This is a genomic window from Mesorhizobium sp. B2-3-2, from assembly GCF_006442295.1.
Lineage (GTDB): Bacteria > Pseudomonadota > Alphaproteobacteria > Rhizobiales > Rhizobiaceae > Mesorhizobium.
In genome coordinates, this window is sequence record NZ_VFWA01000002.1 from 501,065 (window position 1) to 526,817 (window position 25,753).

Consider the following 25,753-nt stretch of genomic DNA (forward strand, 5'->3'; position numbering starts at 1 on the left):
TGTCGATTGGTCCAGACTGTCGCGCTATGGGCGCAAGCAGCTACTGCGCGGCAGGCTGAAAAGCGACGGCCGGAGCACGCCGGTCCAGTGCCCGCGAGGCTATGGCCACGGCAACCGCCAGCAGAGCGAGTGCAGCGCCCACCAGCGGCAGGTTGGCATAGGAAACGCCCCAGGAGAGCGCCACGCCGCCGATCCAGGCGCCGCTGGCGTTGCCGACGTTGAAGGCGCCCTGGTTCAACGTGGCGGCAAGGTTCGGTCCCTCGGAAGCGGCCTCCACGACGCGGATCTGCAGCGGCGGCACGACGACGAAGACGAGCGTGCCCCAGAGGAAGACGATACCGATGGCGACACTGGCGATGGCGCCGAACTGCATGAAGCCGACAAACAGGATCGCCAGCAGCAGCAGCGTGCCGATGACCGTCGGCATCAGCTTCCAGTCGGCCAGCCGGCCGCCGATGATGTTGCCGATGGTCATGCCGGCGCCGAACAGCAAGAGCACCCAGGTGACCGCTGAAGTCGAGAGGCCGGACACGTCGGTGAGATAGGGCTTGATGTAGGTGAAGACGGCAAACAGGCTGGCTGAGGCGAGCGCCGCGATCAGCATGGCCAGCCACACCTGCAGCTTGCCCAGCACGCGCAATTCGCCACGCAGGCCGCCGCCGCTTGGCTCGGTGACATCCGACGGCACCAGCCACGCGATGGAAGCGACCGAGATCAGCCCGATGCCGACCACCGCCAGGAAGGTGGCGCGCCAGCCGAACGCTTCGCCAAGCGCCGTTCCGGCGGGAACGCCGAGGATGTTGGCCAGCGTCAGGCCGGCGAACATCAGCGCGATGGCGCTGGCGCGCTTGTTGCGGGGCACCAGACTGGCGGCGACGACCGAGCCGATGCCGAAGAAGGCGCCGTGGCCAAAGGCGGTGAAGACGCGTGCGCCCATCAGCATCCAGTAGGTGGGCGCGATGGCGCAGAGCAGGTTGCCGACGACGAACAGCGCGGCCAGTCCGACCAGCACCGGCTTGCGCGCCAGATGCGCGGTGGCCATCGCCACGATCGGCGCGCCGAAGACCACGCCCAGCGCATAGCCCGTGACCAGGAGCCCGGCAGCGGGAATGGTCACGCCGAGGTCGGCGGCGACCTCAGGCAGCAGGCCCATGATGACGAATTCGGTGGTGCCGATGCAGAAGGACGCAATGGCAAGCGCAAGGATCGGCAAAGGCATGGGAGGTCCAGGCTGAATCGGTTCAAATGGAAACTGCGCGAGCGCTCCATGGCGCACAAGCGCCATTGCCGCAATGCAGCAATGCAGAAAGCGGAGAGCAAAGAGCACTGCCAGCGGTGCTTAGGCCGTGCCGCCTAAACGACCCTGACCGAACCCCAGCCGAGCGGCCGAACCGATCGGCTGAAGCCGAAGTTCAGACCAGCGGCTTCAACTCCTGGGCGATGGTGGGCAGCAGTTCCGAGACATTGGGGTGGATGTGCATGGCGCGCGCCAGCGTGTCGACAGGCGCCTTGGCGTACATCAGGTCAAGCACACAATGCACGGCTTCATCGCCGCCGGGGCCAAGCACGCAGCAGCCGAGGATTTCCCTGGTGTCGGCGTCGACGAGGATCTTCATGAAGCCCTGCGTCTCGCCTTTCTCGACGGCGCGGCCGACACGGGTCATCGGCCGCTGGCCGACCAGCGCGCGGCGTCCCGATCTCTTCACCGCCGCCTCGGTCATGCCGCAGCGGCCGAGCGGCGGATCGATGTAGAGCGCATAGGCCTCGATGCGGTCGCTGACCTTGCGCGGGTCATTGTCGAGCAAATTGGCCGCGACGATCTCGTAATCGTTGTAGGACGTGTGGGTGAAGGCGCCCTTGCCATTGCAGTCGCCCATCGCCCAGATGCCGGGCACGCTGGTGCGCAACTGGTCGTCGACGGTGATGAAGCCGCGTTTGTCGACCTCGATGCCGGCCTTGTCGAGACCGAGATCGTCGGTATTGGGCGTTCGCCCCAGCGCCAAGAGCACATGTGAGCCGACGGCCGGCGGCTTGCCGGCGGAGAAGGCCACGGCAATATCCTCGCCCTGCCTGGCGAAGCTTATGGCGTCGGCGCCGAGATGGACCATGATGCCTTCGTTTTCCAGGATCGACAGGATGGCGTCGGACACATCCTCGTCCTCGCGGCCGATCAGGCGCGAACCCTTTTCGACAATCGTGACCTCCGCGCCGAAGCGCCGGAACATCTGCGCGAATTCGAGCGAGATGTAGCTGCCGCCGACCACCACGAGGTGGCGCGGCAGCACGTCGAGGTCCATCATCGAGGAGTTGGTGAGATAGTCGATGTCGTGGATGCCGGGCAGGTCCGGCACCGAGGCGCGGCCGCCGGTGTTGAGGAAGATCTTGCCGGCGGTCAGGAGCTCATCGCCGACGCGCACCGTGTTGGCAGATTCGAAACGCGCATGGCCGCGATAGAGCGTGCATTTGTCCATGCCGGCGATCCAGGTCTCCAGATTGCCGCGGGCGTCGTTCGACACCTTGTCCTTGCGCGCCTTGACCCTGGCATAGTCGACGCCGACCGGGCCGGAAAGGGTCACGCCATAGTCTGTGGCGCGCCGCGCCAGATGCGCGGCATAGGCACTGGCGACCATGGCCTTGGTCGGCATGCAGCCGGTGTTGACGCAGGTGCCGCCGACCAGCTTGCGCTCGATCAGCGCCACGCTCATGCCGGCCGAGGTCAGCCGGCCGGCCAGCGAAGGGCCGGCCTGGCCGGCGCCGATGACGATGGCGTCGAAGGTCTTCGCCGTCATGCCACAGCCGCCACGATCAAGAGGCCGCCGACGATCGCGACCGCGTCCTCGATGAAGGCCGCTGGCTGGTCCTTGCCGAAAGCGGCCGCCAGCCGGCCCCGTGCTTCAGCGCCACCTAGCGTGCCGAGAACGGCACCAATGGCGCCGGCGATCAGGCAGACGACCGTGGCGCCGCTGGTCGCACCGATGACCGCGCCGCTGAAGGCGCCGAGCAGGATGCGGGCGCCGAATTGCTGCGGCACCTTGCGGCTCGGCGTCGACGGCAACTGGTCGGTGACCAGCTCGACGATGGCCAGGATCGTGAAAATGCCGACAGCGGCCCAGTGGCTCATGAAGCTGGCCCAGGTGCCGGCAACCGGCAGCCACCCGAGATAGGCGCCCCAGGCGACGGCGGCCGGCGCCGTCATGGCGCGCAAGCCGGCAATGACCCCGATCAGAAGTGCAAGAATGTAAAGCATGTCGATCCCCCTCGATCCCGGGCCGGGACAGCCCTGAAACGGCAGGCTACCATAGGTCCGGTATTTGGCCAGCACTTGCATCGGCGTTTTCATGCGCCGTAACCGTGCGTGGCAATGATGACGGAGACACCGCATGGCTGAGACCGAACGCGCAAAAATGGCGGCGGGCGAGTGGTATACGTGCATGGATGACGAACTGGAGGCGCTGCGCGGCGTGGCAGCGGGCGCCGTATTCGAGCACAATTCGCTTGCGCCCCGTCAGCGCGGCAACATCGGGCCGGCCTTGCGGGATCTGCTCGGTGGCGCGGGCGAGGGCGCCCGCATCGAGGCGCCGTTCCACTGTGCCTATGGCTTCAACATCTTTCTGGGCGGCGGCGTCTTTCTCAATGCCGGCTGCATCATTCTCGACACGGCAAGCGTGCGCATCGGCGAGGGAACGCTGCTCGGCCCCAATGTGCAGATCTATTGCGCCGAGCATCACAGGGAGGTCGCCGGGCGGCAAGCCGGACTGGAAGTCGCGCGGCCGGTCGAGATCGGCGCCAATGCCTGGATCGGCGGCAGTGCGGTCATCCTCGGTGGCGTCAGCATCGGCGAGGGCGCCATCGTCGGTGCAGGCGCCGTGGTGACGCGCGACGTGCCCGCGAACATGACGGTGGTCGGCAATCCGGCGCGGGCGGTCAAGCGCGATTGAATACCCGGCGGACGCTCAGTGCGAAAGCGCGTGCGGTGACCGCTCGCCCAGGTCGGCCCGCCTGGAAAATTCACGCCGGTATTGCGCCGGTGAAGTCCTGAGACGCGCCGAAAAATGCTGTCGCAGCGAGGCGGCGCTGCCGAAGCCGGCCTCGAAGGCCACGACGTCCATCGATTTTTCCGTAGCCTCGAGCAGGCGCTGCGCCAGTTCAAGCCGTTGCTCGATCAGCCAATCGCCGAAACTGGTGCCGATCGATTTCTGGAAGCGGCGGGTGAAGGTGCGCCGGGTCAGGCCGGCGGCCTCGGCGACGCGGCCCAGGCTGTGCGATTCGCAGAGCGTCGCACGCACGTCGTCCAGTGCTAGTGTGAACCTGTCGGTATCGGCGCTCCTCGCCAGCGGGCGTTCGATGAACTGCGCCTGCCCGCCTTGCCGGTGCGGGGAGAGCACGATCTGCCGCGCGAGCCGCAGTGCTGCCTCGGCGCCGTAGCGGGCGCGGATGATGTGGAGACAGCAGTCGAGCCCGGCCGCGACGCCGGCCGACGTCACCACGTCGCCATTGTCGACATAGAGCACCTCGGCATCCACGACGATGTCGGGATGAAGCTTCTGAAGCCGCTCGGCATAGGCCCAATGCGTGGCCGCACGCCGACCGCCAAGCAGTCCGGCAGCAGCGACTGCGAATGTTCCCAGGCAAAGGCCGACGATCAGGGCACCATTGCGGTGGGCCCGCCGCAGTGCCTGCGTCAGCGGTTCCGGCAGCGGGTCTTCGAGATCCCGCCAGCTCGGCACGATGACGATGTCGGCGCCATCGAGGCCCTCAAGCCCATGCGGCGCGGCGACGCTCAGCCCGGCCTCGGTGTGGACCGGACCGGCCTCGATCGCGCAGATGCGGAAGTCGAAGCGCGGCAGGCCGAACGATGTGCGATCTTCGCCGAACACCAGGCAAGGCACGGAGAGATGGAACGGGCTGATGCCGTCGAAGGCGAGCACGGCGACGATCGGGTGGGTCATGTCTGTGCCAGGGATTTCTGCGCGAGGTTATGCCGGATTGTCCCAATTCTTTCGAATGATGTCAATCGGGCCACTTTCGTCCGATGGTGGCGGACCTATGCTCGGGGCATCACATCAAGCCTGAAGGAATGCATCATGTCCGAACCAGCCAGCAAGACGCCGCGCCGCGCGCTCGTCGTCGTGGACGTCCAGAATGACTATGATGGCGGCAATCTCGCCATCCAGCATCCGCCGTTCCGCGACAGCGTCGTCAACGTGGCGCGCGCCATGGACGCGGCAGCCGCGGCCGGCATCAAGGTGGTGGTCGTCAAGCAGATGGCGCCGGAGACGTCACCAATCTTCGCCAAGGGCAGCCAAGGCGCGGAGTTGCATCCCGAGATATCGAGGCGGCCAAGCGACCATTATGTCGAGAAGACGCTGCCTTCCGCCTTCACCGGCACCGATCTCGAAGAGTGGCTGCGCGCCAACGCTGTCGATACGATCGTGGTGGTCGGCTACATGACGCATAATTGCGACCTGTCGACCATCATCCACGCCGTGCATATGGGCTTTGCCGTCGAGTTCCTGTCCGACGCGACCGGGTCGGTGCCTTACGCCAACAGCGCCGGCTATGCCTCGGCCGAGGAGATTCACCGCGTGGTGACAATCATCCTGCAGTCGCGCTTCGCCGCCGTGCTCAAGACCGCCGAATGGATCGAGTGCCTGAAGACCGGCACCTTGCCGGAACGCGACACGATCTTCGGCTCCAACCAGCGGGCGCTGTCGCGCAACGCTGCCTAGTATTTCCGGAAACAGAAAGGGCGCCGCATCGCTGCGGCGCCCTTTGCACTTTTTGGAATTGAGGATTTCTAGAACAGGCCTTCGATCTGGCCGGCTTCGTTGAGGAAAATCTTTTCCGACGACGGCGCCCTGGGCAGACCGGGCATGGTCATGACCTCGCCGCAGATAATGACGACGAAGCCGGCACCCGCCGAAAGCCTGACCTCGCGCACCGGCACGGTGTGGCCGGTCGGCGCGCCGCGCAGGTTCGGGTCGGTCGAGAAGGAATACTGCGTCTTGGCCATGCAGACCGGCAAGTGGCCGTAGCCGGCCTGCTCCCAGGCGTGCAACTGGTCGCGCACCGACTTGTCGGCGATCGCTTCCGAGCCGCGATAGATGCGCTGGACGATGGTGTTGACCTTCTCGAACAGCGGCATGGCGTCGGGATAGAGCGGCGCGAACTGCGAGGCACCGGATTCGGCCAGCGCCACCACTTTCTTGGCGAGATCCTCGATGCCGGCCGAGCCGTTGGCCCAGTGCTTGCACAGGATCGCCTCTTCGCCCATCGAGGCGACATAATCCTTCATCGCCTGGATTTCGCCATCTGTGTCGGAGTAGAAGTGGTTGATGGCAACTACCGCCGGCACGCCGAACTGCCTGATGTTCTCGATGTGGCGGCCGAGGTTGGCGCAGCCCTTCTTCACCGCCTCGATGTTTTCCTTACCGAGGTCTTCCTTCTTGACGCCGCCATTCATTTTCATGGCGCGTACGGTGGCGACGATGACCGCCGCCGCCGGCTTCAGCCCGGCCTTGCGGCACTTGATGTCGAAGAATTTTTCCGCGCCGAGGTCGGCGCCGAAGCCGGCTTCCGTGACGACGTAGTCAGCAAGCTTGAGCGCCGTCGTGGTGGCGACCACCGAGTTGCAGCCATGCGCGATGTTGGCGAACGGGCCGCCATGCACGAAGGCCGGATTGTTCTCCAGCGTCTGCACCAGGTTCGGCTGCATGGCGTCCTTGAGCAGCACGGCCATGGCGCCGTCGGCCTTGAGGTCGCGGGCATAGACCGGCGACTTGTCGCGGCGATAGGCGACGATGATGTCGCCCAGACGCTTCTCCAGGTCCTTCAGGTCGGTGGCGAGGCACAGGATGGCCATGACCTCCGACGCGACGGTGATGTCGAACCCGGCCTCGCGCGGATAGCCGTTGGCGACGCCGCCGAGCGAGCAGATGATCTCGCGCAGCGCCCGGTCGTTCATGTCCATGACGCGGCGCCAGGCAACGCGGCGGGTGTCGATGCCGAGCTCATTGCCCCAGTAGATGTGATTGTCGATCAACGCCGACAGGAGGTTGTGCGCCGTCGTGATGGCATGGAAGTCACCGGTGAAATGGAGGTTCATGTCCTCCATCGGCACCACCTGCGCATAACCGCCGCCGGCGGCCCCGCCCTTGACGCCGAAATTCGGACCGAGCGAGGCTTCGCGGATGCAGATGATCGCTTTCTTGCCGATGCGGTTCAGGCCGTCGCCGAGGCCGACGGTGGTGGTCGTCTTGCCTTCGCCTGCCGGGGTCGGGTTGATGGCGGTGACGAGGATCAACTTGCCGTCCTTGTTGCCCTTCACCGATTTGATGAATTCGGCGGAGACCTTCGCCTTGTCATGGCCATAGGGCAAAAGGTGTTCGGTCGGGATGCCGATCTTGGCGCCGATCTCCTGGATCTGTTTTTTCTTCGCACCGCGGGCGATCTCGATGTCGGACTTCACTTCTGCCATGACGGCTTTCCTCTGGATTGGACGGTGGAGGGGACGGGTTGATCACTGGTGCATGTTCGATACGCCGCGCGGGCAAGGGCATGTTCTAGCCCTCTCGCTGCCGTGGCGTCAACTTTCATGCAACTATGTTTCCTATGAAGAAAATTCCTCTGCGGCGGACCGACCTGCCTCCGGTTCTTTCTGGCTCCGCTTGCCGCGCCGTATAGAAGCCAGAGCGGGGACGCGTCCGCCGTCTCAAAACAGCCGCGCAATGCACGGAATGCGACAGACAAGGCGGCGCGAATCCGCCATCGCCGGCCTAAAGCGCATCGCGCTTCAGGCATTTGTTTCCATACATGCCGTTCTCCCCAGGCCGGGCCACTTTTGGGCCACATGCATTGGGCCGACCAGCCTTACTGCGTCAGCACGTTGCTGATTTCGACCATGTTGGAACGCACCCTGAGCACATAGAAACCCATGGTCGTCAGATGCGTGGGCAGGAGCCAGCCGTCCTCGCGGCCATTGGCGATGATGAAGGGCTGGATGCGCAGCGCCGAGACGAACTGCGCGTCCATCGTATCCCACAGGCTCTGCAGGTGTTTTTCCTTGATGACGTCCTCGAAGTCGGCCTGCGCGCCCTTCATCAGTCCGTAATAGGCGTAGAGCTGGCCATAGGCGAACCAGTAGCGGTCGTCGGCGCGGAAATCGAACCAGCCATTATTATGGTTTTCGGCACGTTCCTTGAGGATGGCCGAGGTCGAGCCGATATCGCTGGCGATACGGTCGATATATTGCTTCAGATTGTCGGCGCGGGCATCGAAGGTGGCCTGGCAGGTGGCGAGGCGGGCGTTGAAGGAGCGCAGCTTGCGCACGGCGTCTCGATAATAGCTCGGGGTCGGCGTCTTCGGGCCGAACGGGCTTACACCGAAATACCAGGTGTACTCGTCGAATTGCAGATTGCCGCGCGCATCCTGCAGGTCGGCATCGATCTGCGATGTCGTGCGCACACGGCCGAGATTGTCGGCGAGCTCGGTCGCGGTGCGGCGCACCGCCTGGTTGATGCCGCGCTGGAATGAGGCCTTGTTGTCCATCCACGGCGTGTTGTCCCAGCTGATGCCGAACAGGCCGAGCTTGTAGAGGATCATCGACGAGATCCAGGCATTCTGGTTGACGTTGAAGTCGGTCAGGTCGGCGGCAATCTGGGCGATGCCGGAGTTGCCACAGGTCCTGGCAGTGTCGGCACCGGCACCAGCGGCTACCTGTTCGCCCGCCGAGATGTTGCGCTTCTCGAACGTGTAGGTGTCGGGATAGCTCGGGTTGAAATTGTTCCACCACTGGGTGGCGTAGAAGAAATTGGCGTAGAGGCCGAGCAGCACCAACAGGGCGAGGCCGAGCACGGCCTTGAGGATCCAACCGCGCTGCGCATACCAGCGGCCGGCCCACATGAACGGCCACAAGATGACGCCGATCAGGAGGCCGATGCCGCGGCCGATCCATTGGAAAATCCTGACGAAGAAGTTCACGATCGGATCGAGCATGGCTGTGTCACCCCTCAAAGCATAATGTCAAAAAGTTGCGGACTTTTTGGATAACATCATGCGCCAAAACAACAAGTTAGAACGAAATGACGGCCGGTTTCGTTCTAGTCAGTCAGGCCGTAGAGGCGCGTGCGGAACGCCACCTTGTCCTTCAGATATGTGGTTTTCAGAACGTCCACAACATGCGATCGCCAGGCGTCGCTGAAGCCCTCATAATCCTTGTAGAAGCCCTGCTTGTTGAAGACGTAGCGCGAGACGAAGTCCGACGGCACGAAATCCGAGATCAGCCGATTGGTCAGCCAGGCGTCGGGATGGTCGGGCTTGGCGCGGACCACCAGGAAGCGTTGCTGCGGGAACACATCCTCGATCTTGAGATGACCGAGCTGGGCAATCTCGCGCTTGGCGGCGTTGAGGAAGGGAAAATTGCCCTCCTTGGCGATCAGGTCGGCATGGCCCTGGATCCAGGTCTGCAGCCAGACCTTGTCGACGTCGGTCAGATTGCGATCCGGCTCGGCGTCGCGGATCAGCGCGCGCACCACCATCTCGGCGCGGTGCTCGAGATAGCCCGAGGCCTCGACCCAGGAGGCGCGCGGCAGTTCGATGCGGCCGGTGGCGGCGAGGAACTTGAACACCTTGTCGGCGTCCTTGATCGAAAGATAGCTTACCTGCCACGGCCGCGAGCGGCGGAAACCGGGGGCCGCTGGATCGCTGATGACGGTCGTCATGTCGGGGTCGACGAACACGTAGAGCCCGCCGAAATGACTGGTCCAGTAGGCGTTGTGGCGGAAGATCACCTGGTCGGGCACCAGCGCGTTCTCGCGGATGTCGCCGCAGATCTTGGCCAGTTCCACCATGCGGCTGAGCATGGCGTTGTCGCGCCAGGCGTCGGGCTCCTGTTTCAGGCGGTCGACGAGCTTGCCGAGCTCGGCGGCCTTGCCCAGCACATCCTCGGCCGACAGCACCTTGAATTCGACCTGATTGATCGACAGCAGATCCTCGATGTCGTTGACCTTGGGGATGGAATCCTCGATCTCGCCGTAGATGACGTCCTTGATGGTCAGCGCGTCGATGGCGCGCTGGTTCCTGGACATGAACTCGAACATCAGCTGCGAGGTGTTGGAGAAGGCGGTGTGCACCACCGGCAGATCGATCTGCGACGGTGTCAGGATGATGAAGCGGCGATTGACCTCATTGGGATCGAGATAGCCGTAGTCGCCGCATTCCTCCGCCACTTCGGGCGAAAAGCCGGTGCGGTCGATCTGGAAGCTGTTCAGCTTGGTGGGCTTGAGGCCGAAGGCGGCAAGCGCCTTGTTGTAACGCTGGATGAGGTGCGGCTCGTCGACGATGAGCAGCCGGCCGTAGATGAGTTCGTTGTCGCGCAGAAGGTCGGGTTTGCGGGCCATTATTCCTTCTCCCCGTTTATGGGGAGAAGGTGCCCGAAGGGCCGATGAGGGGCACGACCTTTCCTTCTCCCCTTGCGGGAGAAGGTGGATCGGCGCGCTAGCGCCGAGACGGATGAGGGGTGTTCCAGCGGAGTGAGACCTTGGCGTTCCCTGGAACGCCCCTCATCCGTCGCCTTCGGCGACACCTTCTCCCACAAGGGGAGAAGGAAAGGCCGGAGCGCATCACGCATTCCACAGCCCCTTCTTCTTCATCTCCTCCATCTCACGCGCCGCCCGTTCGCGCAGCCGCGCGTCACGCAGCAGCTTTTCCACGGCGGAGTCGTCGGACTTGTCGGCGTAGCGGAATTCGGAATCGGCGTAGCGGTTGATCTCCTGCATGACCATGTCCATCGAGAACGGGCCGCGCAGTTCCTCGATCATCGCTTTCTTCTCGTCATAGCTCTTGTGCATGAAGGCTTCCGGCTTCTCGAACCAGTCGTCGGGAAGCTCGATGTCCATGGCGCGCATCTTGATGGCGTCGGTGACGTTCTTGATGGCGCGGCCGGTGAAGCGCGGCTCGGCCTGCTTGATCAGGTGCAGATAGGTGCCGATGTCGGCCATGGTCTTGGGCGCGCCATTTTCCTTCATGTAGCGCTCATGGACCCGCATCAGCCCGTCCTCCTGCGGCTTCTCGTGCTCCTCATAGGCTTCGGCCACGGCGCGCTGGATCTCCTGCGCCGCATAGAGCTTGTGGTCCCCGAGCGGGATCTTGTGGTTCTTGCCGGCGAGCAGCACGAAGATGTCGATGTAATCGTCACGGGTCTGCGGCCCGTCGACCAGCCAGCGGGCGCCGGCGCGCTGGCGCAGCGCGTCGTCGACATTCTCGGGATAGTTGGAGAACATGCCGAACGAGCAGTTGCCGCGCACCACGGTGGCGGCACCGGCGAAGGCATCCATCAGGACGCCGGTGATCTCCTGCTGGCCGGCCGAGGCGCGGTCGTCGGAGCGCCGCGCCGCAACCTGGTCGATGTCGTCGATGGTGCCGAAGCCGATGACGCGCGGGTTCAACACATTGTTGATGAACTGGCGGCAGTTCTGGCCGGACTTGCCCTGATAGGACGAGATCTGGTCGACGCCGAAATTCTCATAGGCGAAGGGATAGCCGGCGACCTGGCAGTAGCCGTTGACGAGACCGGCGATCATCTGGATCAGCGTCGTCTTGCCGGTGCCGGGCGCGCCGTCGCCGATGAAGGTGAACAGGAAGCCGCCGAGCTCGACGAACGGGTTCAGCTCGCGTTCGAAATCATAGGCCATCAGCATCTTGGCAAGCTTGACCGACTGATATTTGGCGATGTGGTTGCCGACGACCTCTTCCGGTTTCTTGAAGGTCATCACCAGCGGCTTGGAACGTTTGCCCGGCGCGACGTCGAAGCCGTCGAGCGTGAAATCGTCGGCATCGATGCGGATATGGGCGTTCTCGAACGGGCCGATGCCGTCGAAGCGGCCTTTTCGTGCCAGGAGGCCGTCGATGGCGACGCGGGCGAAGGCGCGCGCCCTGGTCATCAGGTCGGCATCGTCGGATGCGCCCGAAATCGCCTTGTCGAGCCCGGCCAGGATCGACTTCACCGCGTCCTGCGGCGTGTCGAAGAGGAAATCCGGCTCGGGAATGTCGTTGGGCGCCTCGCCGTCGCTGTCGATGAGCTGGAACAGATAGGAGGACAGGCTGAAGGCGGCAATGTAAGCCGAGGCCGACAGAAGCTTCTTGAACGTGGCGGCCTCCTCGCCTTCGAGAGGAGCGCGGGTGTTCCTGGCCTGCAGGCTTTCAAGATCCGACCCTTCGGCGAAAACATCCGATATGGCGAGCGCGAGCGCCGTGCCGCGCCGGGCGCGAAACAAAAGTGTGTGCTGCGGGATGGTCAGCAACTGGTCGTCGGGGTGAACGGCGCCGACGGTCTTCGCCAGCTCGACCTCGCGTGTGCGGCGCACCGAACCGACCGAGACGGTGGAGACGAAGCGGCGGTTGGTGCCGGCAAGCGCGGTGCCTGAGGAACTGGACGGGTCTTCCAGCACGACGATGCGGGTGATGAAGCTCTGCGCGATGGCGCGGTGCTTCTCGATCGCCGCTTCCGGGATGGTGGTCAGGCCGGTATCCATGAAGGTTGCTCCGTGGTGTGACGGTCAGACGTCCGAGATGACCTGTCCGTTGGACAGGATGTGGACCTTGTATCGGGAAAAGATCTTCTGCGCTTCGCCCGCGGCATAGAGCGCCTGGTATGCCTCGTGCGGGATCAACGCGTGGTTCTCGTAGCTCGACACGCCCTGGCGCGCGGCCTCGAGGTCGTCGGTGTTGATGAAGAACTCCTGCGTCGTCTTCTCGCTCGAAAACAGCCCCCTGCGGCCGGGTTTTTCGCCCTTGGAGTAGACCTCCTGGATGGTCCAGGTCAGCAGCCAGGCGTTCTCCGGCTTGCGCACCTTGGCCAGAACCTCGGTCACCGTAGAATTGTTGTCGGTGATCCCGGCCGAATAGAAGGGGCCGAGCACGACGCGCCGAAGCTGCTTGGGGTGCAGCGGCTCGAAGTCCTTGTCGAGATTGACGGCGATCGTTGCCGGCGACAGCGTATAGGCCGAGTTCTTTTCGGTGAAATCGTCGAAGCGATGGGCAAGCTCGGGATTGAGCAGGCCATCGACCGGCAATGGAATGTCGATCTGGTCGTTAAGCTTGCCATTGCGGTCGACGAGCTGGCGGATCATGTCTTCGGAGGAATCTTCCACCGTCACCATATAGACCAGCGGCAGGTTGGCGCTGCCGTCGAAGGTCGCCCAATGGACGAGGTAGTAGGGCCGCGCCGTCTTCGGATTGACGGAAACCTTGGCCGTCTGCGCCAGGGTGAAGGGGCCGAAGGTCTGCTCGCTCTTGACGTCCTCGAGATAAAGCCTCTCGGCCATCGACTTCTGCAGCGCTTGGGGGAATTCCTTGTGGCGCAGGATGAAGTCAGCCATCTCCTCGCGCAATTCGTCGGCCAGCGGGATGTTGGCGAGCCGCGTGTCAGCCTGGCGGCGGTCGTTTTCGAGCTCGAGCAGGTTCTGGAACACCGGGAATCCGCTTTCGGCGCGCGAAATGCGGAACGTGTCCATGAAGCCCAGCCGGTTGCGCCAGCAGGAGAACGACTTTTCGAGCCGGGCGATGTATTCGGCGACGATCTTAGCGACGATGCCGTGCCGGTAGAGCGGCGAGCGATCGTCGCGCATGAACACTTCCAGCCCGCCGAGTGCTGCCGTGATTGCCGAGAAATACCGCGCCGCCGCGTCGTTTTCGGAGGTCATGCTATTGGGCCTTGGCATTGTCGCACCGGTGCGGGCGGCAATTACGACTGCACGTAATTGGCCGAATTGTGCTTCTTCAGCACCTCGTCGAAACGGCGGGCGAAGGCGTCGTCGGCCAGCTTCTTGCGGCGCTGGATGTCGGCGGTGGCAACCATGTTCTTCTCGTGCATCTCGAGCAGGTCGCCAATGTGCTTCTGCGAGGCGGCGCCGATGCCGGCCATGGTCTCCTCGGCGGTGTTGTCGACCTGGCTGCCCAGCGTGTTGATCTTGTGGGCCACATCCTGCTGGGCGGCGGTCTTCAGCGAATCCTCCAGTGCCTTGTAGAGGACGATGCGCTGCTCGGTGTCGATGGTCAGCTTGTTGATCAGGGTCGACTGCGCGGCGATCTGGTTGTTGAGCGAATCGACGAAGGTCTGGAACATCGAGGTGTAGCGCTCCAGCGTCTGGCTCTCGGCCAGCAATTCCTGTTCCTTGGCCTGCTTCTCATTGTATTCCGTGGCGAGCTTGGAACGTTCGCCCTCGAGTTGCGTGCGTTCCTTCTGGCTGGTGGAGGCGGCGATCTTGTTTTCGATGTCGAGCAGCATCGGATTGAGCTCCTCGATGCGCTTCTGCACGGTTTCCAGGTTGGACATGGTGGCCTTGCGGCGCTCGATGACCTGCGACAGGCTGGTCTCGGAGGTCTTGTAGCGCTGGTCGAGGACTTCTTTCTGCGCCTTCAATATGCCGACGATGGTGTCGGACTTGGCCAGCAGTTCCTGCAGGTTGCCGGCCAGTGACATGTTGCGGACGCGGTCGGTGCGCAGACGCTGCTTGCGTTGGCTGGAGAAGATGCCGATGAAGTTTTCCCAGCCGGTGTAGTTCTTCATGCTCTCGAACTCAGCGCCGAAAACGTTGGTGGCGTCCTCCAGCCCGATGATCAGGTCGGCGATGTTGCCTTCCATCACCTTCTGCTGCTTCAGCACGTCTTCGATGCGGGCGTTCTCGATATCGAAATTGGCATCGCCGATCTTCTTGTCGGCGGTGGCAAGTTTGTCGAGCACGGTGCCGGACTGGTCAATCTTGGTGCGCATGTCCTGGACGACCTGCTTGGTCCTGGCAATTTCGGCATCGAAATTCTGCAATGTCGCCATAAGGGCCTCCCGCTCCGGCATCAGGTCGCTGATTGCGAACAGCGGCGAATATATGTGGGGCTTCAGGGGATTGAAAGACGTGAAGACAGGGGCACTTCGAAAACAAAAACCTTGCCCACGCCCTTGAAACGCAATCGATCCGCGATCATGGCGAAAGGATCGTTTGGAATGCGCGTGGTTCAACTGTCATTGAACTTCAACGTCGGCGGATGTCGGCCAGGCATTCAATCCCCGCTGCCACGAATGCCTGAAATCCGACAGAGCATTGAGCGCGGTGAGGACGGTGGCAGCTCGGCGTCCGTTGCGGGGACGGAATAATCCCGGCTCAGGGTTTGGGATCGGCCTTCAGATAGGCGATGACATTGGCGATATCGTCGTCGTTGCTCAGGCCGGCAAAGGCCATCTTGTTACCGGGCACTTTTTGGCGCGGCGCCTTCAGATACTCGGCGAGGTTGGCCTCGTCCCAGACGAGACCGGCGGCGCCTGCACTCTTCATCGCTTCGGAGTAATGGCCGAGGAAGCTCTCGGCACTGCCGGCGGCGCGGCCGACGACACCCATCAGATGCGGGCCGACCTTGTCGCGGTCGCTCGCTGCTTCATGGCAGGCCATGCATCGGTTGAAGACCCTTTTGCCCAGTGCCGGATCGCCGCCGGCATGGGCGGCAAGGACGCCGGCAAGCAGAAAGGCTGCGGCAGACGAAGCGGCTCGAAACATGGCTGACCCCGACGAGTTCTGGCTGGACCGAGAGGACGCAAAATAGGGCCGAGGCCTTAACAAACGCTGCATCGTGGCGGATTGCGGAAGACTGCACCGCCCATGGCGGCAAGAGCGGCGGCCGTGATGCCACAGCCCGGTCAAGGCGCGACAAAGCCGATGAAATCGTCGGGGGCGGCGCGACCCATTTCTTCTTCCCAATGGCGACGGCAGAGCGAGACATAGACGTCCTTGCCGATCGCCACCTGTTCGCCCTGCCGAGCGACCTTGCCGTCGGGGCCGAGGCGCACGACCATCGTCGCCTTGCGGCCACAGCGGCAGATGGTGCGCACTTCGCGCAGCTCATCGGCTATGGCCAGCAACGCGCGCGAGCCGGAAAACAGCTTGCCCTGGAAATCCGTGCGCAGGCCATAGCACATGACCGGGATGTCGAGCCGGTCGGCGATCCGGGCGAGCTGCCAGACCTGCTCCTCCTCGAGAAACTGCGCCTCGTCGACGAAGACGCAATGCACGGCACCGTGCTGATGATGTTCGGCGACGCGGGCGAACAGGTCGTCGCCGTCACGAAACATCTCGGCTTCCGTTTCCAGCCCGATGCGTGACGAAATCAGGCCGGTGTCGCCCTTGCGGTAATGTCCGGCGACGAACAGCATCGTCGTCATGCCGCGCTCGCGGTAATTGTACGACGCCTGCAGGAGCATCGTCGTCTTGCCCGCATTCATCGTCGCGTAGTGGAAATACAGTTTGGCCATGGCGCCCTTTTAAGCCCACTTGGCCGGGCGCGGGGAGGGGCCATGGCAGGCCTTCCACCAAAAAAGCCGGCTTGCATGGAAAAAGCGGCAGACGTGTCGCTGATCGGCCAGTCCGCGCCGTTGATCGTGATTGCCTTAGTGCTTGAAACCGCACGAGAATGGTGTTTGGCTGACGAAACAAGGCGGGCACAAAAGCCGTAACTTCGCTTCGCCACAGAATCGAAATGGGAGAAAGTTCATGTCGCGTATGAATTCCTTCGTCGCAGGCCTCGGCCTTGCGGCTTTCTTGTCGACGGGTGCCGCCTTCGCCGGGGATCCGGCAAGCTGCAAGACGGTACGCCTTTCCGATGTCGGCTGGACCGATATCCAGGCGACGACCGGCATCGCCTCGGTGCTGCTCACGGCGCTCGGCTACGAGCCGCAGGTGATCCAGCTGTCGGTGCCGGTGACGATGGCGTCGCTGAAGAACAAAGACCTCGATGTGTTCCTGGGCAACTGGATGCCGTCGATGACCAACGACATCAAGGACTACACGGCCGACGGTTCGGTGGAGACCATCAGCACGAACCTGACCGGCGCCGGCTACGGCATCGTCGTGCCCACCTATGTGGCGGATGCCGGCGTCAAGACACTCACCGACCTCGGCAAGTTCAAGGACAAGTTCGACGGCAAGATCTACGGCATCGAGGCCGGCAATGACGGCAACCGCATCATCCTCGACATGATCAAGAACCCGAAGGACAATCTCGAAGGCTTCGAACTGGTCGAATCCTCGGAGGCCGGCATGCTGACGCAGGCCGAGCAGTCGATGAAGAACAATGAGTGGATCGCCTTCCTCGGCTGGACGCCGCACCCGGTGATGGGCGCCATGAAGATCACCTATCTCGACGGCATGGGCGACAGCGGCTTCGGTGCCGCCACCGTCCACACCAATGTGCGCAAGGGCTACACCACCGAGTGCCCGAACGCTGGCAAGCTCATTGCCAACCTCAAGTTCAACCTGGACATGGAAGGCCAGTTGATGGACGCCATCCTCAAGGGCGGCGACGCCCAGACTGTCGCCACCGACTGGCTGAAGAAAAATCCGGGTGCCGTGACACCCTGGATCGCCGGCGTGACAACCTTCGACGGCGGCGATGCGGCAGCGGCCATCAAGACCGCACTGGGAAGCTGAGCCGACCGACTTCGGCATGCGCGCGTGAGAACAAAGGGCAGCCACTGGAAAAGGCTGCCCTTTTTCATATGCTGTGAGAAGATGATTTGACGACAGCGGACACCGTGGCAGGGCGATGCCGGTAGGAGAGGGGGCAAGATGGATCCGATTTCCAAATTCCTGGTCAGCTACAAGATTCCTATCGGCCCATGGGGCAAGGCGTTCTTCGGGTTCCTCACCGACAATTTCGACACCGTCTTCAGGGCCTTTTCCAATGGCCTGAACTTCATCCTCGACGGACTGGTCGACCTCCTGCTGGTGGTGCCGCCGGTGCTGCTGGCGCTCATCATCGCCATCATCGCCTGGCTGCTGCAGCGTTCGCGCCCGCTCGCTATCGGCGTCTTCCTCGGCCTGATCTTCATCATCAACCAGAACCTGTGGAAGCAGACGGTGCAGACGCTGGTGCTGGTCGTGGCCGCCGCCGCCATGGCGATGGCCATCGGCGTGCCGCTCGGCATCTGGGCGGCGCACAAGCCGAAGGTCTACCGCTTCATGCTGCCGGTGCTCGACCTGATGCAGACGCTGCCGACCTTCGTCTATCTGATCCCGGTGCTGACCCTGTTCGGCCTCGGCAATGCGCCCGGCCTTATCGTCACCATCATCTTCGTCATCCCGACCGCGGTCCGGCTCACGCATCTCGGCGTCGTCTCGGTGCCCAAATCGATCATCGAAGCCGGCGAGGCCTTCGGCGCCACCAGGAGACAGCTGCTGTGGAAGGTTGAACTGCCCTCGGCGCTGCCCACCATCATGGCGGGCCTGACCCAGTCGATCATGCTGTCGCTGTCGATGGTGGTGTTCGCGGCACTGATCGGCGCCGGCGGGCTCGGCACCGAGATCAACCGTGCACTCGGTTCGCGCCGCATCGATCTCGGCCTCGAGGCCGGGCTCGCCATCGTCGTGCTCGCCATCGTGCTCGACCGCATGACCCGCATTGGCGTTGGAGGCAAGAAATGACCGTCGCCGTCGATTTCAGGAACGTCGATATCGTCTTCGGCGCCGACCAGGCGGGTTCGCTGGCGCTCATCGACAAGGGCGCGACGCGTGCCGAGATCCTCGAGCAGACCGGCAATGTGCTCGGCTGCGCCGGCGCCAGCCTCACCGTGCATGAGGGCGAGATTTCCGTCCTCATGGGTCTGTCCGGCTCGGGCAAGTCGACACTGCTGAGAGCGGTCAATCGCCTGAACGTCGTCTCGCGCGGCCAGGTTCTGGTCAAGGATGGCGACCGCACCGTCGATGTCGTCACCTGCGACGAAGCCACCTTGCGGCGCCTGCGGCAGAAGCAGGTGGCCATGGTGTTCCAGCAGTTCGGACTGCTGCCGTGGCGGACGGTGGAAGAAAATGTCGGCCTTGGCCTCGAACTTGCCGGCGTGCCGGACGCCGAGCGCAAGGAGCGCGTGCACAGGCAACTCAAGCTGGTCAATCTCGAGCAGTGGTCGAAGAAATACGCGCATGAGCTTTCGGGTGGTATGCAGCAGCGCGTCGGGCTGGCGCGCGCCTTCGCCACCGAGGCGCCGATCCTTTTGATGGACGAGCCGTTCTCCGCGCTCGATCCGCTGATCCGCACCAAGCTGCAAGACGAATTGCTTCAGCTGCAGGCCGAACTGAAGAAGACCATCATCTTCGTCAGCCACGACCTCGAGGAAGCGCTGAAGATCGGCAGCCACATCACAATCATGGAGGGCGGACGCATCGTGCAGACTGGCGCGGCGGAGGACATCGTGCTCAAGCCCGCCAACGACTATGTCCGCGACTTTATCGCCAATGTGAATCCGCTGTCGGTGCTCACCGCCTGGAACGTGATGCGCGACCGCCGCGACCTCGAACAAGGCAAGGACGGCTGGGTGTGGCTCGACCGACGCAAGACGACGCGCTTCAAGATCGACGATCATGGCCTCGTGGCGGCGGCCGAGCGTGACGGCAAGCCGGCGGTATGGGTGTCGTGCGCCGATGTCGAAGGCCAGTCCGAGGAAGCGGCACAGGTGTTCTGGGCCAACCCGGGCACGTCGCTGAAGACGGTGATGCTGGCCATGCACCGGTCGCAGACCGCGCCCGTGGCGCTGTTCGACGACCAGTCGCGCTTCGTCGGCGCGATCGGCATCAGGGACGTGCTGAGCGCGGTGCTGCGACGGTAATCGCGCAGTCGCGGCTCAAGCCGCCAGCGGCAGGCGCAGCTCCGTCAGCAGGCCGCCGTCCGGATGGTTGGACAGGCGGATCTCGCCGCCGGCGGCGCGCGCGATGTTGCGGGCGATGGTGAGGCCGAGGCCGAGGCCGCCGGTCTGGCGGTTGCGGGACTGCTCCAGGCGCACGAAAGATCCGAACACGGCATCGATCTGGGCTTGGGGAATGCCTGGCCCTTCGTCACGTATGGCCAGCGTGATCGTGTCGCCCGACCGGTACAGGCTGAGATGCGCCTTCTTGCCGTAGGTGACGGCGTTCTGCACCAAATTGGTGACGCAGCGCTTGAGCGCCACCGGTCGTGCCATGCAAATCAGTCCGCGCGAGCGTGTGTCGTCATTGTCGAACGACACGTCCGGATAGGCGTCGGCGATCGATTCCACCAGCGACCAGAAATCGATGCGTTCGCTCTTTTCCTCGGTCACCTCGAAGGTGGCGAAGTCGATCACCGAGCTGGCGATGCTCTCGACATCGGCGAGATCGTGCGCCAGCGCCTCGCGAACCGCGGATTTGCGCAACAGCTCCAGACGCAGCCGCATCCTGGTCATCGGCGTGCGCAGGTCGTGCGCCAGCGCCGCGGCCAGGTGCTCACGGTCCTCGACATATTCGCGCAGCCTTGCCTGCATGGCGTTGATCGCCTTGGCGGCGGCGCGCACCTCGCGGCTGCCGCTTTCGGCGATCGGGGGACTCTTGAGGTCATTGCCGATCCGGTTCACGGCGGTTTCCATCATCCGGTAGGGCGCGGTCAGCCGGCGCAGCGACCAGATCGACATGATCACCACCAGCCCCGCGATCAGCGAATAAAGCGGCAGGCTGTCGAAGCTCAGGATCGGGCCGACAGGCGTGATCGGCTCGGTGAAGTTCAGCCACTGGCCGTCGGCGAAGCGCAGCGAGGCCGTCAGTTTGTCGCTCTGGGCGAAGTTCGCCGCCAGTACCAGAAGGTCGCGCTCGACCTGGCCGACGTCCCTGTTCATGACCTCGCCGCCGGGGGTGTCGGATTCCTGCGTCGCCGGATCGCGCCGGACGCGCGCGTCGGTGACGCCGAACTTCGACAGCCGTCCGACGAGAATGTCTTCCAATTCGGCGAGTTCATCGTCGCCGGCGATCGACGAGGTGACCGCGGGGGTATCTGAAACGGTGAGAGCATAGGTGGCGTTGAACAGGCCGGATGCGGTCGCCTTTCGTTCCTCGGGCGTGGCGGCATGCATCAACTGCACCAGCGAATAGGCCCGGTCGTTGAGGCGGTAGAGATCGACCACGTCATTGGCGGCGGCGCGGTCGCGCGACACGATGTAGAGCGTCGCGACCTGGCTGATCAGCAGGCCGGCAATGACGATCAGCAGTACCCACACAGGCAGGGTCTGCGGCAGGAAACGTCTCATTCGGAGGTCGTTTCGGGAAGGAACTGATAGCCGCCGCTGCGCACCGTCAGGATCAGCTTGGGCGTCTTGGGGTCGTCTTCCATCTTGCGCCGCAGCCGGCTGACCAGGATGTCGATGCTGCGGTCGAAGGAATAATCGCTGTCGCCGCCGGAGAGTTCGATGAGCTGATCGCGGGTCAGCACACGCTGGGCGCTCTTGACGAAGGTCTGCAACAGGTTGAACTCCGCCATGGTCAGTTCGACCCTGACATCGTCGGGCGCGGTCAGCCGGCGCCGCGAACAATCCATCGTCCAGCCGGCAAAGCGGTAGATCTGCTTCGATGTGGCGCGCTTGGGCTCGCGGGCGCCGTTGCGCCGCAGCACGGCGCGTATGCGGGCCAGCAATTCGCGCGGATCGAAAGGTTTGGGCACATAATCGTCGGCGCCCATCTCGAGGCCAACCACGCGGTCTGTCGTCTCGGTGACGGCGGTCAGCATGATGATAGGCGTCGAATACTGGGCCCGGATGTCACGGCACAGTTCCAGCCCGCTCCTGCCAGGCAGCATGACGTCGAGCACGATGAGATCGACCTGCGCGCGGCGCAGGATCGTCTCCATCTCGGTGCCGTCCGCGGCAACCGAGGTATGCAGGCCGCGCTTCTGGAAGAACTCCTGCAGCAGGTCGCGAATGCCCTTGTCGTCGTCGACGATCAGTATGTGTGCGTCGGATTTCACGGGAATCCTGTCTTTGTTGACTTGCCAAGCCGGCAGGCGGCCACCCACACGATAGAATTCGGGCCATATGTTGGCCAATGCCTGGATTTCAAGGCAAGGCAAATCCAGCATTCTCCCCACCGAATGCGCTGGCGGCCTTGCACCGGGGTGGCCAGACACAATCCAGAAACAAAATTCTATAATCGGGAAAAACTCCTGAAAAACTAGGCCGGCATAACGGTGCCGTGGCGGTCAGGTCATTTGGCCGCGACACAAGTCTCCGGGTTCACGGATTAACCGATGCCGAGGTTGTCGATCAGTTTGTTGGGTGCGTTGATGGGCATTTCGCTCGTCACAGCCGCTGCTGGACAATCGGATGCAAAGGTGACGCTCACCACCCGGACCGAGCGGTGTGCCAATCTCAGCCACCAATTCGACGAAGCCCTCGAAACCCATGCCACGGCAACGCAGGTCACCGCGGCAAAGGCACTTCAGAGAAAGGGCAACCGGTACTGCGCCGCCAAGAAACAGGCACAGGGCATCCGGATGCTCGCCAACGCTTTGAAGCTGCTGGGGGTGACACCGAACGACCCGGTTCAGTGACACTCGAAACCCGACCCGCATGAAAAGGGAAATGAAGTCATGAAAAAGTCCATCCTCTCCGCCACCGGTCTCGCCGTTGCTCTCGCCTTCGCCATGCCGGCTCTCGGCAACGCCGCTGCCACCACGACGGCTCCGGCTGCGTCCTCGACGACCACCGCTCCGGCGACCACGACCGCCAAGCCTCCGGTGAAGAAGGTCGTTGCCAAGAAGCACAAGAAGGCGAAGAAGATCGTCAAGAAGACCGACAAGAAGGTCGCTCCGAAGGCTTAATCCAGGTCGGGCACAACTGCCTGCCTTATGACAAGGCCGCTCCAGTCGCGTTTTGCTGGAGCGGCCTTCTTCCTGCCCGGAAAAGCCGAAGGCCGTGTATCGGCAATGGAGCGAGCGGACAGGTCCGAAAGATGTGGCCGAAGCCGGTGCCGGCGGCTTCCGCCTCGATCGGCCCTTAACCCGATTGCAAGGCCGGCGCCGTAGGACAATCCGCATGAAGAGGCGGCTTTCGTCCATTCTGCGCTCGATCGTGTTCGGTGGCCTGGTCGCCACCGGCGCCGCCCGGCTGCTGATCCTGTTTACCGCCAGTCCCGTGCCGGATCCGGCCAGCGGCCGCACCGAGCCGTCACTGTTCGCGCCTGTGATTTCCACCGACTGGGATTACATCACGCCCGCGCAGGCCTGGCTGCTCATCGCACTTGCCAGCGTGACGCTGATCTGCGTCGCCGCCTGGCCGGTCGCGTCCTGGATGGAACGCCGGTCGGATGCGGCCGGAAATTTGCCCTCCCGGCGCGGCTTCGGCCGTCAGGGCCGTTGAACCGCGGGCCACACTTCCCACATAGCTCTGTGATTGGACGCTCGCTTTCGCCCGTGCGAAAATAGGGGCGTAGCCGAGGCTCGCGCAATTGCCGGTTCCCATGCCTGAAATCACGACAAAGCCCCGTACGCAGACCCTACCCAAGACCGAGCGGCCGAAGCTCTACAAGGTCATCCTGCTCAATGACGATTTCACGCCGCGTGAATTCGTGGTGACGGTGCTGAAGGGCGAGTTCAAGCTCAGCGAAGACCAGGCGCATCGGGTGATGATCACGGCGCACCGGCGCGGCGTCTGCGTCGTCGCCGTCTTCACCAAGGACGTCGCCGAGACAAAGGCGACACGGGCCACCGACGCCGGCAAGGCCAAGGGCTATCCGCTGATGTTCACGACGGAGCCGGAGGAGTAGAGCAGGGCTTTCCCTTCTCCCCTTGTGGGAGGGGAAAGGCGCTCCTACCGCCCTTCGCGGTACCACATCGAACCCATCGCCAGCAGCAGCAGGCCGAGGCCGAGGAAGCCGCCGAACAGCGGCACGCGCGAGACCGCCTTGAGTACGCTGTCGTCGGTCGTGCGCAGGCCGATCCAGTCGGCGCCGGATGCTTCGCCCGAGGACCGTACGGGGACGATCGAGGGCAAGGTCACGTCGCCGCCTCCAAGGGTCGATCCCGCAAGCCTGCGAACGCTGCCGCCGGTGGCTTCGGCGGGAGCCTTCAGCCGATCCTGCGTCGAAACGACGTCGGCGAATTCGGGTGCGTTGACCGGCCCGACATGGGCGAGCGCGGTAAGGTCGCCATTGCCGACCTGGTAAAGACCGATCTCGGAGGTCTGGGCGCTGCCCAGGAAGACCCCGGGTTCGGATTTCTCGAGCTTGACGGTGATGGTCTTGCCGGAGGGCGTGATGATCTGAGCCGGGCCGGGGTCGTCGGCCATGGTCTGGCGGCGGATTTCCAGCACCATGCCGCGCCCGTCGGCGGTCAATCGCTCCTCCTCGAGCTCTGGCTCCTTCATCAGCCAGTGGGCGATGCGGCGGTAGAGCTGGACATGCGGGCCGCCGCCTTCGAAGCCGCGCGCCCACAGCCAGCCCTGGTCGGACAGAAGCATGCCGACGCGGCCTTCTCCCTTGCGGTCGAGCAGGAGCAGCGGCCGGTTGTCGGCTCCCTTCATCACCACCTCGCCTTCGGGATTCTGCACACCGATGGTGCGGAACCAGCGGCTCCAGTGCGGCGGCTCGCTGGCAGAACCGTCAAGACCGCGCGTCACCGGATGGCGCTGGCCGATGTCGGTGAGGCGTGGGTAGAACGCCTTGTCGACGACCTCGCCGGTCGGCATCGCCGGCAGCGCCGACATCAGCGGCGTACGCGCGATCGAGCTTTCGCCGGCATATTCGGGTCCGGCCGCGATCAGCAGCGCGCCGCCCTTTTCGACATATTCGGAGATGTAGTCGTAATAGAGGATCGGCAGCACGTCGCGGTGCTGGTAGCGGTCGAAGATGATGAGGTCGAAATCCTTGATCTTCTCGACGAACAGTTCCCGCGTCGGGAAGGCGATCAGCGACAATTCGTTGATCGGCGTTCCGTCCTGCTTTTCCGGGGGCCGCAGGATTGTGAAATGGACGAGATCGACCGAGGCGTCGGATTTCAAAAGATTGCGCCAGGTGCGCTCGCCCGCGTGCGGTTCGCCGGAGACGAGCAGCACGCGCAGGTTCTCGCGAATGCCGTCGACCAGCGCGATGGCGCGGTTGTTGGTGTCGGTGAGCTCGCCCGGCTCACGATCGATGGCGAGTTCGATGATGTTGCGTCCGGCGCTGGGGATGGTCACCTGCAGCGGCATGGCCTGGCCGACGGTGGCATGCTCGACCGCGACCTGCTCGCCATTGACCGAAACGCGCACATCGACCGGCCCGGTCTCGTTGCTGGTTGAAATGACGCGATAGGTCATGTCGAGCGGCTTGCCGACGAGGGCGAAGCGCGGCGCGTTCTCGAAACGTATGCGGCGATCCTTCTCGTGGTCGTTGCCGGTGATCAAGGCGTGCAGCGGGGCATTGAAATCGGGCGCGCCGGCGGGCGCGTCATGCACTTCGCCATCGGTGATCATGACGGCGCCGCCGATACGCGAGGGCGGCACATCGCGAAAGGCGTTTTCGAGCGCGCCGAACAGCCGCGTTTCCGTGCGTTCCTCGGCGGCCGCGGACTTGCCGGCCTCGACAACGCGGACATCGAACTGCTTGAAGCGGCTCAGACGCTGCTGCAGCCCGGCCAGCGCCTCGTCAGTCTGTTTGGTCCGCTCACCGATGTCCTGGCTCTGGCTGCGGTCGACGATCAGGGCGACGACGCTTTGCTGCGGCTCGCGCTCCTCGTTGAGGAACACCGGATTGAAGAGAGCGGCGGCGAGCGCCAGCAAGGCGACGAGGCGCAGGACCGCGCCGCGCTGGCGAAACCAAAGGCCGACGGCCGCTAGCAGGGCCAGCGGCACCAGCACCAAGGCCAAAAGCGGCCAGGAGATCAGCGGTTCGAAGGAGATCGACCAGTTCATGTCTTACCCTCCCCCTTGCAGGGAGGGCCGATCCGGAGGGCGGGCGCAAGAACG

25 protein-coding genes are annotated in these 25,753 nt (G+C 63.7%); 10 read left to right on the forward strand and 15 right to left on the reverse strand.

The features are described from left to right. Nucleotides 1-40: 40 nt before the first annotated feature. The 3 genes from FJ964_RS07670 to FJ964_RS07680 all read right to left on the reverse strand — a co-directional run bounded on the left by FJ964_RS07670 (nt 41) and on the right by FJ964_RS07680 (nt 3,247). The gene (locus tag FJ964_RS07670) at nt 41-1,219 is read right to left on the reverse strand and encodes an MFS transporter (RefSeq protein ID WP_140549820.1); all 1,179 of its coding nucleotides are present in this window, start codon (nt 1,217-1,219) and stop codon (nt 41-43) included. Between the two features lie 193 nt (nt 1,220-1,412). Beyond that, nucleotides 1,413-2,789, reverse strand: coding sequence for an FAD-containing oxidoreductase (locus FJ964_RS07675; protein ID WP_140549821.1), 1,377 nt, complete (start codon nt 2,787-2,789; stop codon nt 1,413-1,415). Continuing rightward, nucleotides 2,786-3,247 carry a DUF4126 domain-containing protein gene (locus FJ964_RS07680; RefSeq protein ID WP_140549822.1) on the reverse strand — a complete coding sequence of 154 codons (462 nt, stop codon included), beginning with the start codon at nt 3,245-3,247 and terminating at the stop codon, nt 2,786-2,788. Before FJ964_RS07680 ends, FJ964_RS07675 begins: the two co-directional genes overlap by 4 nt. 133 nt (nt 3,248-3,380) lie before the next feature. Here FJ964_RS07680 and FJ964_RS07685 point away from each other — a divergent pair, with 133 nt between their 5' ends. Further along, on the forward strand, nt 3,381-3,938 hold the full coding sequence (locus FJ964_RS07685; RefSeq protein WP_140549823.1) for a sugar O-acetyltransferase: 558 nt from the start codon (nt 3,381-3,383) through the stop codon (nt 3,936-3,938). 15 nt (nt 3,939-3,953) lie between these two features. Here the strand turns inward: FJ964_RS07685 and FJ964_RS07690 are convergent, their stop codons facing one another. Further along, nucleotides 3,954-4,949 (reverse strand): helix-turn-helix domain-containing protein, encoded by a 996-nt coding sequence (locus tag FJ964_RS07690; protein ID WP_140549824.1) that lies wholly within the window; start codon nt 4,947-4,949, stop codon nt 3,954-3,956. 135 nt (nt 4,950-5,084) lie between these two features. Between FJ964_RS07690 and FJ964_RS07695 the strand changes: the two genes are divergently transcribed. Continuing rightward, the gene (locus FJ964_RS07695; RefSeq protein WP_140549825.1) at nt 5,085-5,729 is read left to right on the forward strand and encodes a cysteine hydrolase family protein; all 645 of its coding nucleotides are present in this window, start codon (nt 5,085-5,087) and stop codon (nt 5,727-5,729) included. Nucleotides 5,730-5,797: 68 nt separating this feature from the next. Here FJ964_RS07695 and FJ964_RS07700 read toward each other — a convergent pair whose 3' ends face one another. The 8 genes from FJ964_RS07700 to FJ964_RS07735 all read right to left on the reverse strand — a co-directional run bounded on the left by FJ964_RS07700 (nt 5,798) and on the right by FJ964_RS07735 (nt 16,297). Continuing rightward, nucleotides 5,798-7,477 carry a formate--tetrahydrofolate ligase gene (locus FJ964_RS07700; protein ID WP_140549826.1) on the reverse strand — a complete coding sequence of 560 codons (1,680 nt, stop codon included), beginning with the start codon at nt 7,475-7,477 and terminating at the stop codon, nt 5,798-5,800. Nucleotides 7,478-7,869: 392 nt separating this feature from the next. Beyond that, on the reverse strand, nt 7,870-8,994 hold the full coding sequence (locus FJ964_RS07705; RefSeq protein ID WP_140516950.1) for a DUF2333 family protein: 1,125 nt from the start codon (nt 8,992-8,994) through the stop codon (nt 7,870-7,872). A gap of 104 nt (nt 8,995-9,098) precedes the next feature. Beyond that, nucleotides 9,099-10,397 carry a DUF6638 family protein gene (locus tag FJ964_RS07710; protein WP_140549827.1) on the reverse strand — a complete coding sequence of 433 codons (1,299 nt, stop codon included), beginning with the start codon at nt 10,395-10,397 and terminating at the stop codon, nt 9,099-9,101. 222 nt (nt 10,398-10,619) lie between these two features. Next, nucleotides 10,620-12,530 carry an ATP-binding protein gene (locus FJ964_RS07715; protein WP_140549828.1) on the reverse strand — a complete coding sequence of 637 codons (1,911 nt, stop codon included), beginning with the start codon at nt 12,528-12,530 and terminating at the stop codon, nt 10,620-10,622. A 24-nt stretch (nt 12,531-12,554) separates the two neighbouring features. Then, the gene (locus tag FJ964_RS07720) at nt 12,555-13,700 is read right to left on the reverse strand and encodes a hypothetical protein (RefSeq protein WP_140549829.1); all 1,146 of its coding nucleotides are present in this window, start codon (nt 13,698-13,700) and stop codon (nt 12,555-12,557) included. A 41-nt stretch (nt 13,701-13,741) separates the two neighbouring features. After that, on the reverse strand, nt 13,742-14,830 hold the full coding sequence (locus FJ964_RS07725; RefSeq protein ID WP_140549830.1) for a hypothetical protein: 1,089 nt from the start codon (nt 14,828-14,830) through the stop codon (nt 13,742-13,744). A gap of 325 nt (nt 14,831-15,155) precedes the next feature. Then, nucleotides 15,156-15,545 carry a cytochrome c family protein gene (locus FJ964_RS07730; protein ID WP_140549831.1) on the reverse strand — a complete coding sequence of 130 codons (390 nt, stop codon included), beginning with the start codon at nt 15,543-15,545 and terminating at the stop codon, nt 15,156-15,158. Nucleotides 15,546-15,685: 140 nt separating this feature from the next. Next, nucleotides 15,686-16,297, reverse strand: coding sequence for a thymidine kinase (locus FJ964_RS07735; RefSeq protein WP_140516940.1), 612 nt, complete (start codon nt 16,295-16,297; stop codon nt 15,686-15,688). Nucleotides 16,298-16,339: 42 nt separating this feature from the next. Here FJ964_RS07735 and FJ964_RS30935 point away from each other — a divergent pair, with 42 nt between their 5' ends. The 4 genes from FJ964_RS30935 to choV all read left to right on the forward strand — a co-directional run bounded on the left by FJ964_RS30935 (nt 16,340) and on the right by choV (nt 19,642). After that, complete coding sequence (locus tag FJ964_RS30935; RefSeq protein ID WP_181172393.1) at nt 16,340-16,498, forward strand: hypothetical protein; 159 nt, start codon at nt 16,340-16,342, stop codon at nt 16,496-16,498. 37 nt (nt 16,499-16,535) lie between these two features. After that, the gene (locus tag FJ964_RS07740; RefSeq protein WP_140549832.1) at nt 16,536-17,471 is read left to right on the forward strand and encodes a choline ABC transporter substrate-binding protein; all 936 of its coding nucleotides are present in this window, start codon (nt 16,536-16,538) and stop codon (nt 17,469-17,471) included. Nucleotides 17,472-17,609: 138 nt separating this feature from the next. Continuing rightward, a complete protein-coding gene (choW, locus tag FJ964_RS07745) occupies nt 17,610-18,464 on the forward strand; it encodes a choline ABC transporter permease subunit (RefSeq protein WP_140549833.1) in 855 nt (284 codons plus the stop codon). After that, the gene (choV, locus tag FJ964_RS07750; RefSeq protein WP_140516936.1) at nt 18,461-19,642 is read left to right on the forward strand and encodes a choline ABC transporter ATP-binding protein; all 1,182 of its coding nucleotides are present in this window, start codon (nt 18,461-18,463) and stop codon (nt 19,640-19,642) included. Before choW ends, choV begins: the two co-directional genes overlap by 4 nt. 15 nt (nt 19,643-19,657) lie before the next feature. Here choV and FJ964_RS07755 read toward each other — a convergent pair whose 3' ends face one another. Together FJ964_RS07755 and FJ964_RS07760 are read right to left on the reverse strand one after the other, a co-directional pair. After that, nucleotides 19,658-21,067: an ATP-binding protein gene (locus FJ964_RS07755; RefSeq protein ID WP_140549834.1), complete on the reverse strand. Its 1,410-nt coding sequence runs from the start codon at nt 21,065-21,067 to the stop codon at nt 19,658-19,660. Beyond that, nucleotides 21,064-21,780 carry a response regulator transcription factor gene (locus FJ964_RS07760; RefSeq protein WP_140549835.1) on the reverse strand — a complete coding sequence of 239 codons (717 nt, stop codon included), beginning with the start codon at nt 21,778-21,780 and terminating at the stop codon, nt 21,064-21,066. The genes FJ964_RS07755 and FJ964_RS07760 overlap by 4 nt, the downstream gene beginning before the upstream one ends. Nucleotides 21,781-22,059: 279 nt before the next feature. On the opposite strand from FJ964_RS07760, the gene FJ964_RS07765 reads away from it, so the two are divergent. The 4 genes from FJ964_RS07765 to clpS all read left to right on the forward strand — a co-directional run bounded on the left by FJ964_RS07765 (nt 22,060) and on the right by clpS (nt 23,576). Then, nucleotides 22,060-22,362, forward strand: coding sequence for a hypothetical protein (locus tag FJ964_RS07765; protein ID WP_140549836.1), 303 nt, complete (start codon nt 22,060-22,062; stop codon nt 22,360-22,362). Nucleotides 22,363-22,401: 39 nt separating this feature from the next. After that, nucleotides 22,402-22,632, forward strand: coding sequence for a hypothetical protein (locus FJ964_RS07770; RefSeq protein WP_140549837.1), 231 nt, complete (start codon nt 22,402-22,404; stop codon nt 22,630-22,632). Nucleotides 22,633-22,846: 214 nt separating this feature from the next. Then, nucleotides 22,847-23,170 carry a hypothetical protein gene (locus FJ964_RS07775; RefSeq protein WP_140549838.1) on the forward strand — a complete coding sequence of 108 codons (324 nt, stop codon included), beginning with the start codon at nt 22,847-22,849 and terminating at the stop codon, nt 23,168-23,170. Between the two features lie 100 nt (nt 23,171-23,270). Next, on the forward strand, nt 23,271-23,576 hold the full coding sequence (gene clpS, locus FJ964_RS07780) for an ATP-dependent Clp protease adapter ClpS (protein ID WP_140496053.1): 306 nt from the start codon (nt 23,271-23,273) through the stop codon (nt 23,574-23,576). A 44-nt stretch (nt 23,577-23,620) separates the two neighbouring features. Here clpS and FJ964_RS07785 read toward each other — a convergent pair whose 3' ends face one another. Further along, nucleotides 23,621-25,699, reverse strand: coding sequence for a hypothetical protein (locus tag FJ964_RS07785; RefSeq protein WP_140549839.1), 2,079 nt, complete (start codon nt 25,697-25,699; stop codon nt 23,621-23,623). Nucleotides 25,700-25,753 lie beyond the last annotated feature (54 nt).

What these genes read in the sequence shown, in the direction of transcription:
- FJ964_RS07670 (WP_140549820.1), bottom strand. Translation starts at nt 1,219, where the DNA reads ATGCCTTTGCCGATCCTTGCGCTTGCCATTGCGTCCTTCTGCATCGGC.
- FJ964_RS07675 (WP_140549821.1), bottom strand. Translation starts at nt 2,789, where the DNA reads ATGACGGCGAAGACCTTCGACGCCATCGTCATCGGCGCCGGCCAGGCC.
- FJ964_RS07680 (WP_140549822.1), bottom strand. Translation starts at nt 3,247, where the DNA reads ATGCTTTACATTCTTGCACTTCTGATCGGGGTCATTGCCGGCTTGCGC.
- FJ964_RS07685 (WP_140549823.1), top strand. Translation starts at nt 3,381, where the DNA reads ATGGCTGAGACCGAACGCGCAAAAATGGCGGCGGGCGAGTGGTATACG.
- FJ964_RS07690 (WP_140549824.1), bottom strand. Translation starts at nt 4,949, where the DNA reads ATGACCCACCCGATCGTCGCCGTGCTCGCCTTCGACGGCATCAGCCCG.
- FJ964_RS07695 (WP_140549825.1), top strand. Translation starts at nt 5,085, where the DNA reads ATGTCCGAACCAGCCAGCAAGACGCCGCGCCGCGCGCTCGTCGTCGTG.
- FJ964_RS07700 (WP_140549826.1), bottom strand. Translation starts at nt 7,477, where the DNA reads ATGGCAGAAGTGAAGTCCGACATCGAGATCGCCCGCGGTGCGAAGAAA.
- FJ964_RS07705 (WP_140516950.1), bottom strand. Translation starts at nt 8,994, where the DNA reads ATGCTCGATCCGATCGTGAACTTCTTCGTCAGGATTTTCCAATGGATC.
- FJ964_RS07710 (WP_140549827.1), bottom strand. Translation starts at nt 10,397, where the DNA reads ATGGCCCGCAAACCCGACCTTCTGCGCGACAACGAACTCATCTACGGC.
- FJ964_RS07715 (WP_140549828.1), bottom strand. Translation starts at nt 12,530, where the DNA reads ATGGATACCGGCCTGACCACCATCCCGGAAGCGGCGATCGAGAAGCAC.
- FJ964_RS07720 (WP_140549829.1), bottom strand. Translation starts at nt 13,700, where the DNA reads ATGACCTCCGAAAACGACGCGGCGGCGCGGTATTTCTCGGCAATCACG.
- FJ964_RS07725 (WP_140549830.1), bottom strand. Translation starts at nt 14,830, where the DNA reads ATGGCGACATTGCAGAATTTCGATGCCGAAATTGCCAGGACCAAGCAG.
- FJ964_RS07730 (WP_140549831.1), bottom strand. Translation starts at nt 15,545, where the DNA reads ATGTTTCGAGCCGCTTCGTCTGCCGCAGCCTTTCTGCTTGCCGGCGTC.
- FJ964_RS07735 (WP_140516940.1), bottom strand. Translation starts at nt 16,297, where the DNA reads ATGGCCAAACTGTATTTCCACTACGCGACGATGAATGCGGGCAAGACG.
- FJ964_RS30935 (WP_181172393.1), top strand. Translation starts at nt 16,340, where the DNA reads ATGGCAGGCCTTCCACCAAAAAAGCCGGCTTGCATGGAAAAAGCGGCA.
- FJ964_RS07740 (WP_140549832.1), top strand. Translation starts at nt 16,536, where the DNA reads ATGTCGCGTATGAATTCCTTCGTCGCAGGCCTCGGCCTTGCGGCTTTC.
- choW (WP_140549833.1), top strand. Translation starts at nt 17,610, where the DNA reads ATGGATCCGATTTCCAAATTCCTGGTCAGCTACAAGATTCCTATCGGC.
- choV (WP_140516936.1), top strand. Translation starts at nt 18,461, where the DNA reads ATGACCGTCGCCGTCGATTTCAGGAACGTCGATATCGTCTTCGGCGCC.
- FJ964_RS07755 (WP_140549834.1), bottom strand. Translation starts at nt 21,067, where the DNA reads ATGAGACGTTTCCTGCCGCAGACCCTGCCTGTGTGGGTACTGCTGATC.
- FJ964_RS07765 (WP_140549836.1), top strand. Translation starts at nt 22,060, where the DNA reads ATGCCGAGGTTGTCGATCAGTTTGTTGGGTGCGTTGATGGGCATTTCG.
- FJ964_RS07770 (WP_140549837.1), top strand. Translation starts at nt 22,402, where the DNA reads ATGAAAAAGTCCATCCTCTCCGCCACCGGTCTCGCCGTTGCTCTCGCC.
- FJ964_RS07775 (WP_140549838.1), top strand. Translation starts at nt 22,847, where the DNA reads ATGAAGAGGCGGCTTTCGTCCATTCTGCGCTCGATCGTGTTCGGTGGC.
- clpS (WP_140496053.1), top strand. Translation starts at nt 23,271, where the DNA reads ATGCCTGAAATCACGACAAAGCCCCGTACGCAGACCCTACCCAAGACC.
- FJ964_RS07785 (WP_140549839.1), bottom strand. Translation starts at nt 25,699, where the DNA reads ATGAACTGGTCGATCTCCTTCGAACCGCTGATCTCCTGGCCGCTTTTG.